Below are 14,015 nucleotides of genomic sequence, written 5' to 3' on the forward strand. Positions count from 1 at the left end.
GTCCGCGCTGGGTAATACGCCGCAAAGTAAGGAATTTTTAACGCCATTTTGCCGTCAGGTTGCCTATACTCCACCCAGGACTAAGAGAGGATGAGTATCATGAGTACACCATTGTTAATTGCCAGGACGCTGGAGAAAGAGCTGTTTTTACTGCCTGCGATGGCGAACCGTCACGGCCTGATCACCGGCGCCACCGGGACGGGGAAAACCGTTACCCTGCAGAAGCTGGCCGAATCGCTCTCTGAGATTGGCGTGCCGGTCTTTATGGCCGATGTAAAAGGCGATTTAACCGGTGTGGCTCAGGAGGGGGCACCCTCAGAAAAACTCCTTGAGCGTCTGAAAAATATCGGCGTCAATGACTGGACGCCGCACAACAACCCGGTAGTTGTCTGGGATATCTTTGGTGAGAAAGGTCATCCGGTACGTGCCACCGTCTCCGATCTTGGCCCGCTGCTGCTGGCCCGTCTTCTGAATCTCAACGATGTCCAGTCCGGGGTGTTGAACATCATCTTCCGTATTGCCGACGATCAGGGGCTGCTGCTGCTCGATTTCAAAGATCTGCGCGCCATTACCCAATACATCGGCGATAACGCTAAATCCTTCCAGAACCAGTACGGCAACATCAGCAGTGCCTCCGTGGGGGCCATTCAGCGCGGGTTACTGACGCTGGAGCAACAGGGTGCAGAGCATTTCTTCGGCGAGCCGATGCTCGATATCAAAGACTGGATGCGCACTGACAGCAACGGCAAAGGCATCATCAACATTCTGAGCTCAGAGAAGCTCTATCAGATGCCGAAACTCTACGCCGCCAGCCTGCTGTGGATGCTCTCTGAACTTTACGAACAGCTGCCGGAGGCGGGCGACCTTGAGAAGCCGAAGCTGGTGTTCTTCTTCGACGAAGCGCACCTGCTGTTCAACGATGCGCCGCAGGTGCTGCTCGACAAGATCGAGCAGGTTATCCGGCTGATCCGCTCCAAAGGCGTCGGCGTGTGGTTTGTTTCGCAAAACCCGTCGGATATCCCCGATAACGTGCTGGGGCAGCTCGGTAATCGCGTCCAGCACGCCCTGCGCGCCTTTACGCCAAAAGATCAGAAAGCCGTCAAAGCTGCCGCACAAACCATGCGCGCGAACCCGGCCTTTGATACCGAAGCGGCGATTCAGGCGCTGGGTACCGGTGAGGCGCTGATCTCCTTCCTGGATGCCAAAGGCAGCCCGTCCATTGTGGAACGCGCCATGGTGATTGCCCCTTGCTCGCGAATGGGGCCGGTAACGGACGATGAGCGCAACGGACTGATTAACCACTCCCCGGTTTACGGGAAATACGAAGATGAAGTGGATCGCGAATCTGCCTTCGAGATGCTGCAAAAAGGGGTACAGGCCACCACCGACTCGCAGGACGCCCCACCCGCCAAGGGGCAGTCAGTCGCGGTGGATGACGGCATTCTGGGTGGGCTGAAAGACATTTTGTTTGGCAGTACCGGGCCGCGCGGCGGCAAGCGCGATGGCGTTGTACAGACGATGGCGAAAAGCGCCGCGCGGCAGGTCACGAATCAGATAGTGCGCGGCATGCTGGGGAGTCTGTTAGGCGGTCGCCGCCGGTAGCGGAGCGACCCACGGCCGTCCCAGCGCCGAGCCCTGCACACCGTGCTCATGCAGATAGCGGTCAATCTCCACCATCCCCGTCCAGCGGTTCTCACACCATAGCGGTGCCAGAAGCGTTGGACGGCGGGCGCTGGCGGAGATACGGTGATAGACAATCTCGGGCGGCGTATGACGGATCATCTCCCCTGCCGTTACCGTATACTCGTCGAGTGCGATGCCGTTTAACCGCCCGGCTTGCCAGGCTTTGGCCATAATGCTGCCCTGCACAATATGCAGCGGGTGCAGCTTGATCCCGTCCACGCCTGTCTCAACGACTTTTTCCAGCGTCTCCAGGCCATGCTGCTGCCCTTCTCCCGGCAGGCCGACAATCAGATGCGTGCAGACTTTCAGGCCACGTTCGCGGGCCAGGCGGGTGGTGCGCTGATAGCAGGCAAAATCATGGCCGCGATTAATACGGTGCAGGGTTTTGTCATGCGCGCTTTGCAGGCCTAGTTCCAGCCAGATCTCATAGCCCTGCTCTTTATACTCGCTGAGTAAATCCAGCACCGCGTCGGGCACGCAGTCCGGACGCGTACCGACACACAGCCCGACAATGTTCGCCTGAGCGACCGCCTGTTGATACATCGAACGCAGCACCTGCACTTCCGCCCATGTGCTGGTGTAGGCCTGGAAATAGGCCAGATACTGCTTTGCCCGGTTCACAAGACGGGCCTGATGCGCGAGCTGTTCCGCGATAGATTTATGCTGCTGCGCCTCGTCCGCAAAGGAGGCCACGTTACAGAAGGTGCAGCCGCCGCGCCCGAGCGTACCATCGCGATTCGGGCAGCTAAAACCGCCATGCAGCGTCAGCTTGTGAACCTTTTGCCCGTAGCGCTGCAAAAGATCCCCACCAAACATATTGACTAATTTCTGTAACTGCATAATCTGATAGACCGTCCCGAAGAAAGGGGACAAGCCTGCCATTTTTAGCCACCATCGGCGATGACCTGGATCAATCGCCCTGGCTGGCCTTTATCTATTTGAATAACTACTCAAGATTACTGCAATTTCATTCACGCCAAATGTGATTACTTTTCCTTATGTTCTGATTGTTTTTTTTATTTATAACGCCAGCACTGAAAAACAGTGACTTTATGCGGGTTTAAACCGCACAGCAGTTTATTATCCTGTAAAAAAACCGGCATTCAGCACGCTGCATCAATAATACCGCTTTCATATAGTGAGTCAGATCACACTCCGCTGCGACTTCGCAGGGCGCTTAGTGGTTGTAAAAATAGTTAAATATCTTTTAAATACAATGCATTATCTTCTCTATAGCACATTTTTGTATAAATAAGATTGCCATTTGACCTGTGTACCAATTCCCGATAAGTTGGAAATCCGCTGGAAGCTTTCTGGATGAGCGGCCTGCTCATCATATTTATGCAGTAATTGAGATTCCCTCTGAAGCAAGTCCTCAAACTTGTTTACCTGCGCGAAAGGATGAAAAGAGGGCGAATGCGAGGTCCGCGTATGAAACGCAAACCCCGTCGCCATGCTCTTTCTGTGCCTGTGCGCCACGGTTCAGTGGGAAGCCCGACGAGCCTGGGGAGGTTCACTGATATGTTGTACGATAAATCCCTTGAGAAGGATAACTGTGGTTTCGGCCTGATCGCCCACATAGAAGGCGAACCTAGCCACAAGGTAGTGCGTACTGCTATTCACGCACTGGCCCGTATGCAGCACCGTGGTGCCATCCTTGCCGATGGTAAAACCGGCGACGGTTGCGGCCTGCTGCTGCAAAAACCGGATCGTTTCTTCCGTATCGTGGCGGAAGAGCGCGGCTGGCGTTTAGCCAAAAACTACGCTGTCGGTATGCTGTTCCTGAATCAGGATCCTGAAAAAGCTGCCGCCTCACGCCGCATCGTTGAAGAAGAACTTCAGCGTGAAACCCTGTCTATTGTCGGCTGGCGCGATGTGCCAACCAACGAAGGGGTGCTCGGTGAAATCGCCCTCTCCTCGCTGCCTCGTATTGAACAGATTTTTGTTAATGCGCCTGCTGGCTGGCGTCCACGTGATATGGAACGCCGTCTGTTTATCGCCCGCCGCCGCATTGAAAAGCGTCTCCAGGACGACAAAGAGTTCTACGTCTGTAGCCTCTCGAACCTGGTGAACATCTATAAAGGTCTGTGTATGCCGGCTGACCTGCCGCGCTTCTACCTGGACCTGGCGGACCTGCGTCTGGAATCGGCCATTTGCCTGTTCCACCAGCGCTTCTCCACCAACACCGTTCCACGCTGGCCGCTGGCACAGCCGTTCCGCTATCTGGCGCACAACGGCGAGATCAACACCATCACCGGTAACCGCCAGTGGGCGCGCGCCCGTACCTATAAGTTCCAGACCCCGCTGATCCCGGACCTGCATGATGCTGCGCCGTTCGTTAACGAAACCGGTTCTGACTCCAGTTCCATGGATAACATGCTGGAGCTGCTGCTGGCAGGCGGCATGGATATCGTGCGTGCCATGCGTCTGCTCGTGCCACCGGCCTGGCAGAACAATCCGGATATGGATCCGGAGCTGCGTGCATTCTTTGACTTTAACTCCATGCACATGGAGCCATGGGATGGCCCGGCGGGCATCGTCATGTCCGACGGTCGTTTTGCCGCCTGTAACCTGGACCGTAACGGTCTGCGTCCGGCGCGCTACGTCATCACCAAAGACAAGCTCATCACCTGCGCCTCAGAAGTCGGTATCTGGGATTACCAGCCTGACGAAGTGGTTGAGAAAGGCCGTGTTGGGCCGGGCGAGCTGATGGTTATCGATACCCGCGGTGGGCGTATTCTGCACTCCGCTGAAACAGACAACGATCTGAAGAGCCGCCATCCCTATAAAGAGTGGATGGAGAAAAACGTGCGCCGTCTGGTGCCGTTCGAAGATCTGCCGGACGAAGAAGTGGGCAGCCGCGAGCTGGACGACGATACGCTGGCAAGCTTCCAGAAGCAGTTTAACTACAGTGCGGAAGAGCTGGATTCCGTCATCCGCGTGCTTGGTGAAAACGGCCAGGAGGCTGTCGGCTCCATGGGTGACGATACCCCGTTTGCCGTGCTCTCCAGTCAGCCACGTGTAATTTATGACTACTTCCGTCAACAGTTTGCACAGGTGACCAACCCGCCAATCGACCCGCTGCGTGAAGCCCACGTCATGTCATTGGCAACAAGCATTGGTCGCGAGATGAACGTCTTCTGCGAGGCAGAAGGCCAGGCTCACCGCCTGACCTTTAAATCGCCGATCCTGCTTTACTCCGATTTCAAACAGCTCACCACGCTGAAAGAGGATCACTACCGCGCTGACACGCTCGATATCACCTTCGACGTGACCGAAGCGACCCTCGAAGAGACGGTGAACGCGCTGTGTGACAAAGCGGAACAGATGGTGCGTAACGGCACCGTTCTACTGGTGCTGTCTGACCGTAACATTGCGAAGAACCGCCTGCCGGTGCCGGCGCCAATGGCGGTGGGGGCTATCCAGACGCGCCTGGTCGATAAGAGCCTGCGCTGCGACGCCAACATCATTGTTGAAACCGCAAGCGCACGCGATCCACACCACTTTGCCGTGCTGTTAGGCTTTGGTGCGACGGCGATCTATCCATACCTGGCCTACGAAACGCTGGCTCGTCTGGTGGACACCCGCGCGATCGACAAAGATTACCGTACCGTGATGCTGAACTACCGTAACGGCATCAACAAAGGCCTTTACAAGATCATGTCCAAAATGGGCATCTCGACCATCGCCTCTTACCGCTGCTCGAAGCTGTTTGAAGCGGTTGGCCTGCATAACGACGTGGCAAACCTCTGCTTCCAGGGCGTGGTCAGCCGCATCGGTGGAGCCGGTTTTGCCGACTTCCAGCAGGATCTGGTGAACCTGTCTAAGCGCGCCTGGCTGGCACGTAAGCCGCTGGAGCAAGGTGGTCTGCTGAAGTACGTTCACGGTGGCGAATATCACGCCTACAACCCGGACGTGGTGCGCACGCTGCAGCAGGCCGTCCAGAGCGGCGAGTACAGCGATTATCAGCAGTATGCTGAGTTGGTGAACAACCGCCCGGCGGCCACGCTGCGCGATCTGCTGGCGCTGAACCCAGGTGATGAAGCGGTCAGCATCGACGACGTAGAGCCTGCGTCTGAGCTGTTCAAACGCTTCGACACCGCTGCGATGTCCATCGGCGCATTAAGCCCGGAAGCCCACGAGGCGCTGGCCGAAGCGATGAACAGCATCGGCGGTAACTCTAACTCCGGTGAAGGCGGTGAAGATCCTGCCCGCTACGGCACCAATAAAGTGTCCCGTATCAAGCAGGTGGCATCCGGTCGCTTTGGCGTAACGCCAGCGTACCTGGTCAACGCCGACGTCATTCAGATTAAAGTCGCTCAGGGGGCAAAACCGGGCGAAGGCGGTCAGTTACCGGGTGATAAAGTCACCCCGTACATCGCCAAACTGCGTTACTCGGTACCGGGCGTGACGCTGATCTCCCCGCCGCCGCACCACGATATCTACTCTATCGAGGATCTGGCGCAGCTGATTTTCGACCTGAAACAGGTCAACCCGAAAGCGATGATCTCCGTGAAGCTGGTTTCCGAACCGGGCGTCGGCACCATCGCGACCGGTGTGGCGAAAGCCTATGCGGATCTCATCACCATCGCCGGCTACGACGGTGGCACCGGTGCAAGCCCGCTCTCTTCCGTGAAATACGCGGGTTGTCCGTGGGAGCTGGGCCTGGTGGAAACCCAACAGGCGCTGGTGGCAAACGGTCTGCGTCATAAGATCCGTCTGCAGGTGGACGGCGGCCTGAAAACCGGCCTCGACATCATCAAAGCGGCGATTCTGGGTGCGGAAAGCTTCGGCTTTGGTACCGGCCCGATGGTTGCGCTGGGCTGTAAATACCTGCGTATTTGCCACCTGAACAACTGTGCGACCGGCGTTGCAACCCAGGACGAGAAGCTGCGTAAGAACCACTATCACGGCCTGCCGTTCAAAGTGACAAACTACTTTGACTTCATCGCCCGTGAAACCCGCGAGCTGATGGCGCAACTGGGTGTAAAACGTCTGGTGGATCTGATTGGCCGTACCGACCTGCTGAAAGAGCTGGACGGTTTCACTGCCAAACAGCAGAAACTGGATCTGGGCAAGCTGCTGGAAACGGCCGAGCCGCATCCAGGTAAGGCGGTCTACTGCACCGAGAACAACCCGCCGTTCGACAATGGCGTGCTGAACGCGCAGCTGCTGCAGCAGGCGAAGCCATATGTGGATGAGAAGCAGAGTAAAACGTTCTGGTTTGATATCCGCAACACCGACCGCTCTGTGGGTGCGTCGCTCTCTGGTTACATCGCGCAAACGCACGGCGATCAGGGGCTGGCAGCGGATCCGATCACCGCGCACTTCAGCGGTACGGCGGGTCAGAGCTTCGGCGTGTGGAATGCCGGCGGCGTTGAGTTGTACCTGACTGGCGATGCTAACGACTACGTCGGTAAAGGCATGGCGGGTGGTCTGCTGGCGGTGCGTCCTCCGGTGGGCTCTGCCTTCCGCAGTCACGAAGCCAGCATCATCGGTAACACCTGTCTTTACGGCGCGACCGGTGGCCGTCTGTTTGCCGCGGGCCGTGCGGGTGAGCGTTTTGCGGTGCGTAACTCCGGTGCTATCACCGTGGTGGAAGGCATTGGCGATAACGGCTGTGAATACATGACGGGCGGGATTGTTTGCGTGCTGGGGAAAACCGGCGTGAACTTTGGCGCAGGCATGACGGGCGGTTTTGCATACGTCCTGGATGAAGATGGTGAGTTCCGCAAACGCGTGAACCCAGAGCTGGTGGAAGTGCTGGACGTTGATACGCTGGCGATCCACGAAGAACACCTGCGCGGTTTGATTACCGAACACGTGCAGCATACCGGTTCTTCGCGCGGCGAAGAGATCCTGGCGAACTGGCCAGCGTTCTCTGCGAAATTCGCGCTGGTTAAACCGAAGTCCAGCGATGTTAAAGCCCTGTTGGGTCACCGTAGTCGTAGCGCAGCAGAGCTGCGTGTGCAGGCGCAGTAAGGAATTCAGATGAGCCAGAACGTATACCAGTTTATCGACCTGCAGCGTGTTGATCCGCCAAAGAAACCGCTGAAGATCCGTAAAATTGAATTTGTAGAAATCTATGAGCCGTTTTCAGAAGGCCAGGCCAAAGCACAGGCAGACCGCTGCCTGTCCTGCGGTAACCCTTACTGTGAGTGGAAATGTCCGGTCCATAACTACATCCCTAACTGGCTGAAGCTGGCCAACGAAGGGCGTATTTTTGAAGCCGCCGAGCTTTCTCACCAGACCAACACCCTGCCAGAAGTGTGCGGCCGCGTGTGTCCGCAGGACCGTCTGTGTGAAGGCTCCTGTACGCTGAATGACGAGTTTGGCGCGGTGACCATCGGTAACATTGAGCGCTACATCAACGATAAAGCGTTTGAGATGGGCTGGCGTCCGGATATGACTGGCGTGAAGCAAACCGACAAGCGCGTGGCGATCATCGGCGCGGGTCCGGCGGGCCTGGCCTGTGCGGATGTCCTGACCCGTAACGGCGTGAAGGCGGTGGTCTTTGACCGTCATCCGGAGATCGGCGGCCTGCTGACCTTCGGTATCCCGGCCTTCAAGCTGGAGAAAGAGGTTATGACCCGTCGCCGTGAAATCTTCACCGGCATGGGCATTGAGTTCAAACTGAATGTAGAAGTGGGCCGCGACGTGCAGCTCGACGATCTGCTGAAGGATTACGACGCCGTGTTCCTGGGCGTGGGTACCTATCAGTCCATGCGTGGCGGGCTCGAGAACGAAGACGCGCCAGGCGTGTACGACGCGCTGCCGTTCCTGATTGCCAACACCAAACAGATCATGGGGTATGGCGAAACGGCTGACGAGCCTTACGTCAGCATGGAAGGCAAACGCGTGGTGGTGCTGGGCGGTGGTGACACCGCGATGGACTGCGTGCGTACCTCCATTCGTCAGAACGCGGCGCACGTAATCTGTGCTTACCGTCGTGACGAAGAGAACATGCCGGGCTCAAAACGCGAAGTGAAAAACGCGCGTGAAGAGGGCGTGGAGTTCCAGTTCAACATCCAGCCTCTGGGTATTGAAGTGAATGCCAACGGTAAAGTGAGCGGCGTGAAGATGGCGCGCACCGAGATGGGTGCCCCGGATGCCAAAGGCCGCCGTCGCGCGGAGATCGTGGCTGGTTCTGAGCACGTGATCCCGGCTGACGCGGTCGTCATGGCGTTCGGTTTCCGTCCTCACAGCATGGAGTGGCTGGCGAAGCACAGCGTTGAGCTGGATTCGCAGGGTCGTATTATCGCGCCAGAAGGCAGCGACAATGCGTTCCAGACCAGCAACCCGAAAATCTTCGCCGGTGGTGATATCGTTCGTGGTTCTGACCTGGTGGTGACGGCAATTGCCGAAGGCCGTAAGGCGGCAGACGGTATACTGAACTATCTGGAAGTGTAAAAAATGGCCCGGCGATTGCCGGGCCAACTTTTATTTTTTAAGCAGTTGCCAGGTTAAATCGGTCTCCAGCGCGGTTTGATCCGAAATATGGTTAAACGCGCTGTCATTGAGCACCGGGAAAATGGTGACGGTAAAGTTCATCTGCTGGCCGCTGGGTACCCTGCCGTTTTCAACCGCCACGACAGCCTCGTTATTGCGGATATAGAGCGATGACCCATTATCAGTATCCGGCGTAAAATTCACCTGATCCGTTGTTTTCCCTACGTTGTAGCTTTTACCATCCAGCGTCAGGTTGCTGACCTTTATCGCCACACCACCGTTCTGACCAAACTGAAAACGCCCCTTCTGACCAGAAGCCCCCTGTAACAGCGTCGCCATCTGCTGTTTTTCCGGGCAATAGACGCTGACATTTATGTCTTTTTCCGGCATTTTGTTCCAGCTCTGCTGGCTGGTGACAATGCTGTCACGCCGCATCTGGTGATAATCCACAACCGGCTGAGAGAGCGTTAGCTGACAATCGTCAGCATAAGAAAGGCACGGCAAAGCAAGCAGCAATAGCGCAGCCAGACGTTGAATGTTCATCGACATACTCCGTTAACTTCTTCGTAAAACGCGTCTTCGTCGTGCTTTTCAGGAAGCGTAAAATCAAGTTTGCACAGACGGTTATTGTCATCATCAACGGCATAAAGCGCGCTAATCTGATCGGCATCGTTCAGGAAGACATGTCCGTCATCAACCACCGTCACCACGTAGTTATTTTTATCATCCACCACCGACAGACCTTTCGTCAGCGGCTTCCCGTCGGCCTGCTTAATACGTAACATCACGCGGCGGCTGTTCAATACTTTAAAGCTCACTTCGCTTACCGAGCCATGTGCAGCAGCAATATATTTGGTCCCGTTCGCCAGGGTCATGCTCTGCGGTAGCTTGTTCGCATCCACTTCGATACGTGAGTTACGCCATTCAGTCAGGCCGGGAATGACAGCCTGGCCCCAGCGGTCGGTCCAGACGGTGCCCTGCGGCGTGGTGATCTCAACGCCCGCTTTCGGTTCGCTGAGTCTGGCGATGGCAAACGTGTCCTTGATGGAATACGGCGAGAAGGTCACACCGTCTTTGTGCATCGCAATGCCGCCAGACAGGGTCGCATTGTAGTTACGCTGATGATCGCCGCTGGTACCGCCCCCGACGCTAAGCTGGGTGTAGTGAAGATTAGTGTTGATGTTGCCGTTGAAGCTGTTTTCCTGTGATTCGTCATCACGATCGGCAGAAATATAGTAGTTGGTGTTCTCCCCCAGCGACCCGCTGTTCGCCAGACCATAGCTGGTGCTGTCGCCCTGCTTACGCATATACGAACTCAGGCTCTGCGAACCGCCTAACGGAATGCTGAGGTTGATATAGAGCAGATCGTCGTCCTGGTCGTCATCCGTGCTGCCCACTGCGCTTTGCCAGTTCACGTTGATTGAAGCGTATTTGAAGGTTTTCCCCCACGACAGAAGCAAGTAGCGGGAATCTTCGCCGTCTCCTGCGGCCTGGTTGTAGCTCAGGCCCGCACTAAATGCCCCGGCCAATTCTGTGGACCAACGTACGTTGGCCGAATAACTGTTGTCATAGCCCTGATAATCATCATCCATGGCATCTGCGAGTTCGCGATAATCACCGCTGTAATGCGCCACGCTGGCAGACAGGCCGACATTCTCAGTCAACGAGTAATCGCTCTGGAGTTCGTTTTTGATACCGTTATCACTGTCGCCAAATTGCGCGTTGCTGGCGGCCATACTGGTGGAGACGTTCCAGCCATCGGTAACCATAAATTCTGTGCGCGCCCCCGCGGCCTGATAATCTTCGGCCACAACGCCGGAGGCAAGCAGGTTCATCCAGGGGAAAATTCGCCAGCCATCGGATACGTTGAACACCAGCGGATCGCTGTAGTCACTGTCTATACCACGCACCTGGCCCGCCGAAACGGTCAGGCCGTTTGGTTTTGAAAGATTTCGGGCTTTTACGGATGCGGCGGGAACAATGTAGCGGTTGGTCGAACCGTCGGACTCCACAACGGTGACGTCAAGATCGACGTTGTTACGGACCATCGGGACGTCATCCAGCGTGAACGGGCCCGCCGGGACTAACGTGTTAAAAATGAGTCTTCCGTTTTGACGCACTTCAACGCGCGCCTGCGAGGTTCGGGCAATACCGGATACGCTCACCCCCGAACTGTCTTTCTGCAGACCGCTGGTCGGCATTAACTGCACACCGGTAATCGGGACGCCGCTTAACACATCTGACATGGCGTTAATTTCCCCCACCTGCATGGTCAGGCGTTGAGGAACAAACACATGCTCTGCGTAGGTATAAATACTCTCTGCGTTTCGGTTGCCGTTGTCATCCGTCAGGATATAGCGGCTGCGTAGCGACCAGTCCATCGCGTTGAAGCCCGCCTCCAGGCTTGCCTGTGAGTAACGGTTACTGCTGCTGTCACTTCCGCTGTATTCGTTTTTGGTGCTGAAGAGCGAGTAGTTAAGCATGCCTGCCGTGCCGCCATGCTGGAAATTTTTGACATCAGCGCTCAGGCTGTTAAGTGCTTCCGCTGGCAGATAAAGCTCGACCGCTTCCTGGTTTGGCAAGGGATTGATCACCGCCTGAGCGTAATCGCTACGCAGATCATGGCAGGTCTCATTCGCCTTTATGGGCACCGGCATGAGACCTGCAAATTCCAGGAAGTCGTTATCAACGCACATCGTTCCGTCTTCACTGAAGCGTACGGCCGCTGTTCCGCGATCGTTACCGTTCACTTTGACAGAAACGGAATGCGTCCCCGGTAAAAAGCGCGGCGCTTGTGCAAAATAGCGGTTTAGATCGGCCCCAAGACCACGTGATTTCAGGATATCAGTATCAAACGTCACCTCCCTCGCGTGGAGGGAGGGAGCATCAAGCAACATCAGAGGTATTGCGCTATAAATCACAGCGCGCACAAAAAGTGCAAGTTGGCTTTTTTTACGCACCGCCATAATCCTTTATTTTTTATTGAGATCCGAGATAAAGCTGGGCACTTCGACCCCATAGCGGCTGGCCGGGAAAAACTTCACTTTCGTGTTTCCACTGACGGATTTGCCCATAGAAACCGTCATGGTTTCACCGGGTAAAATGTAGGTTTTGACAAGCGATCCGCTGATGCCTGAAGGCTGCAGAACCACGTTCTGTGCCAGACGCACAACATATTTGCTTGGGTTTTTTACCGTGACGGACGTGCCTGACGCGGTCCATTCGAGGAATCTCCACGCATCGGTTACCACGGCCAGCTTCGCAGGGCGAATCAGTACGGGCAGGTCCTGACGAATATTGATGCCAATTTTCACTTTATTGTCATCGCTCTTCGGCGGGATCCCTTCAAAGGTCACACGCTTGTAGTGCTCAACGTCCAGCGGTTTGCTGGTTTGCAGGATGAAGCGCAATTGCTGAGTCTGACCGGGCTCGAGACGTACCACGGGCTGAGTGGTGACAAGTTTCAGGCCTTTATCATCCGGCAGATCCACCACGTCGGTGTACAGTAGCGACGGATGGCTATCGGTATTTTTGACGTTGATGGTGCCACTGTGGGTCGCTTCATCAATCACCAGCAGACTGGTTTCTGGCACCATACCGGCTGCATGTACGCCAAACTGTGCAGAGAATAAAGCTGCGGCAGCGAGTGTTTTAAATAAAACCTTTTTAGAGCATGTCATATGTATATTCCTTGAAAGCACTACTTAACATTCCGTGTTGATGGCGCTTATTTTTGAGAGAAAGCGTATTCCCTCTGCATTAAATTTAACTCACTTTAAATTTGAAAGAATTACAGATACTTTAGGCTGATCGTCAACTGACCATCCAGCCGGGTATCATCGGTAATGGCAAGCGTTGTGGTATTCTGAATAGCCAGAGACGTTACCAGCGGAAATGTTGCAGTCTGGAAAGCAAGCGGGTCAATACTTCCCGCTAATGCGACGGTAATATTACGATTATTTTCACCCTGACTTGAACCATCAGTACTCTTAGCCCAGGTCGTTGAGCCATTCTGCTGATATATTGGATCGACAGATTTTCCGTCTGCAGTAACGCTATTCACCTTCATAAACATGGCATAAGAGCCAATATTTACCGTGCCTGCTTTGCCAGCGCCATAGGTCTGGTTAGTCGCACTCTGTGCCCCACCCGTAAATGTACCGGCAGAAACGGTTAATCCTGCGTTAGAGTCGGCGCGATCGTCTATCATATTCCAGGCCACTTTTGTTGCTGCCGTGCAGGTGATGGTGAGATCGATATTCCGTTGCCCTAACTGGTTCACCGCCGTAGAGGACAATTCACCTAAGCGGATATTTCCATAGTCCACCACGCCGCCATTGCTAAATTCAGGAGTACAGGCCGAGGCTGTCAGCGTCCCTTTAATTTTCAATATCGCGGTTTCAGCGGCAAACGTAGAGTTTACGCAAAGGAATAATGCTGTAGCCAATAGAATTTTTTTCACGAGTTAATCCATAACTTATGATTTAAAGAAAATAAAATTCGACTGAGTTCATCCTTGATAGTCGCTATTACCTCCGTTTGCAAAATGCATGGTGCGATAATATAGAAATCATAAATACATGCAACTTAGGTTTATTAACTTTTCTTTTTAGATTTACTCAAACAATAGGCAGGATTTATAAAACAGAGGTTTCCAGTTCTTTTTAGACCATTTATATTCAGAATAATTATTGATTGCGATGATTTATTTTTTCCGGCTTTGTATTCCAAAATTTCTGTCATATAGAATAAAGCATTGCACTGTCTTAATTTTGTACAAATCTATACATAGAAAAAATATTCGTTCAACAGGCGCTTAATCTTTACATCGGCAAAAAAAATCCAGCCGACTGAGGAGGGCTGGATTTTATAATGGATGACGC

General features: G+C 54.6%; 8 protein-coding genes. 3 read left to right on the forward strand and 5 right to left on the reverse strand.

The genetic code is table 11. The annotated features are described in order from the left end of the window. Window positions 1–99: 99 nt before the first annotated feature. Window positions 100–1,602: a helicase HerA-like C-terminal domain-containing protein gene (locus tag ACMWKA_RS06990; RefSeq protein ID WP_038420703.1), complete on the forward strand. Its 1,503-nt coding sequence runs from the start codon at window positions 100–102 to the stop codon at window positions 1,600–1,602. On the opposite strand, the gene ACMWKA_RS06995 is transcribed toward ACMWKA_RS06990, so the two are convergent. Further along, window positions 1,582–2,523: a TIGR01212 family radical SAM protein gene (locus ACMWKA_RS06995; RefSeq protein WP_095908469.1), complete on the reverse strand. Its 942-nt coding sequence runs from the start codon at window positions 2,521–2,523 to the stop codon at window positions 1,582–1,584. The genes ACMWKA_RS06990 and ACMWKA_RS06995 overlap by 21 nt on opposite strands. A gap of 681 nt (window positions 2,524–3,204) precedes the next feature. Here ACMWKA_RS06995 and gltB point away from each other — a divergent pair. Together gltB and gltD are read left to right on the forward strand one after the other, a co-directional pair. Beyond that, a complete protein-coding gene (gltB, locus tag ACMWKA_RS07000; protein WP_013098958.1) occupies window positions 3,205–7,665 on the forward strand; it encodes a glutamate synthase large subunit in 4,461 nt (1,486 codons plus the stop codon). Between the two features lie 9 nt (window positions 7,666–7,674). After that, window positions 7,675–9,093: a glutamate synthase subunit GltD gene (gltD, locus tag ACMWKA_RS07005; RefSeq protein ID WP_013098959.1), complete on the forward strand. Its 1,419-nt coding sequence runs from the start codon at window positions 7,675–7,677 to the stop codon at window positions 9,091–9,093. 30 nt (window positions 9,094–9,123) lie between these two features. On the opposite strand, the gene ACMWKA_RS07010 is transcribed toward gltD, so the two are convergent. From ACMWKA_RS07010 to ACMWKA_RS07025, 4 genes are all read right to left on the reverse strand, one after another. Further along, window positions 9,124–9,675 (reverse strand): membrane protein, encoded by a 552-nt coding sequence (locus ACMWKA_RS07010; RefSeq protein ID WP_013098960.1) that lies wholly within the window; start codon window positions 9,673–9,675, stop codon window positions 9,124–9,126. Continuing rightward, a complete protein-coding gene (locus tag ACMWKA_RS07015; RefSeq protein WP_013098961.1) occupies window positions 9,672–12,098 on the reverse strand; it encodes a fimbrial biogenesis outer membrane usher protein in 2,427 nt (808 codons plus the stop codon). Before ACMWKA_RS07015 ends, ACMWKA_RS07010 begins: the two co-directional genes overlap by 4 nt. 6 nt (window positions 12,099–12,104) lie before the next feature. Then, a complete protein-coding gene (locus ACMWKA_RS07020; protein ID WP_414760089.1) occupies window positions 12,105–12,812 on the reverse strand; it encodes a fimbria/pilus chaperone family protein in 708 nt (235 codons plus the stop codon). Window positions 12,813–12,922: 110 nt separating this feature from the next. After that, window positions 12,923–13,594 (reverse strand): DUF1120 domain-containing protein, encoded by a 672-nt coding sequence (locus ACMWKA_RS07025; protein ID WP_414760090.1) that lies wholly within the window; start codon window positions 13,592–13,594, stop codon window positions 12,923–12,925. Between the last annotated feature and the right edge of the window lie 421 nt (window positions 13,595–14,015).

This window comes from Enterobacter sp. 03-F-07-AD-ECC (assembly GCF_047530935.1).
In the GTDB taxonomy this organism is placed as follows: domain Bacteria; phylum Pseudomonadota; class Gammaproteobacteria; order Enterobacterales; family Enterobacteriaceae; genus Enterobacter; species Enterobacter cloacae.

What these genes read in the sequence shown, in the direction of transcription:
- ACMWKA_RS06990 (WP_038420703.1), top strand. Translation starts at nt 100, where the DNA reads ATGAGTACACCATTGTTAATTGCCAGGACGCTGGAGAAAGAGCTGTTT.
- ACMWKA_RS06995 (WP_095908469.1), bottom strand. Translation starts at nt 2,523, where the DNA reads ATGCAGTTACAGAAATTAGTCAATATGTTTGGTGGGGATCTTTTGCAG.
- gltB (WP_013098958.1), top strand. Translation starts at nt 3,205, where the DNA reads ATGTTGTACGATAAATCCCTTGAGAAGGATAACTGTGGTTTCGGCCTG.
- gltD (WP_013098959.1), top strand. Translation starts at nt 7,675, where the DNA reads ATGAGCCAGAACGTATACCAGTTTATCGACCTGCAGCGTGTTGATCCG.
- ACMWKA_RS07010 (WP_013098960.1), bottom strand. Translation starts at nt 9,675, where the DNA reads ATGAACATTCAACGTCTGGCTGCGCTATTGCTGCTTGCTTTGCCGTGC.
- ACMWKA_RS07015 (WP_013098961.1), bottom strand. Translation starts at nt 12,098, where the DNA reads ATGGCGGTGCGTAAAAAAAGCCAACTTGCACTTTTTGTGCGCGCTGTG.
- ACMWKA_RS07020 (WP_414760089.1), bottom strand. Translation starts at nt 12,812, where the DNA reads ATGACATGCTCTAAAAAGGTTTTATTTAAAACACTCGCTGCCGCAGCT.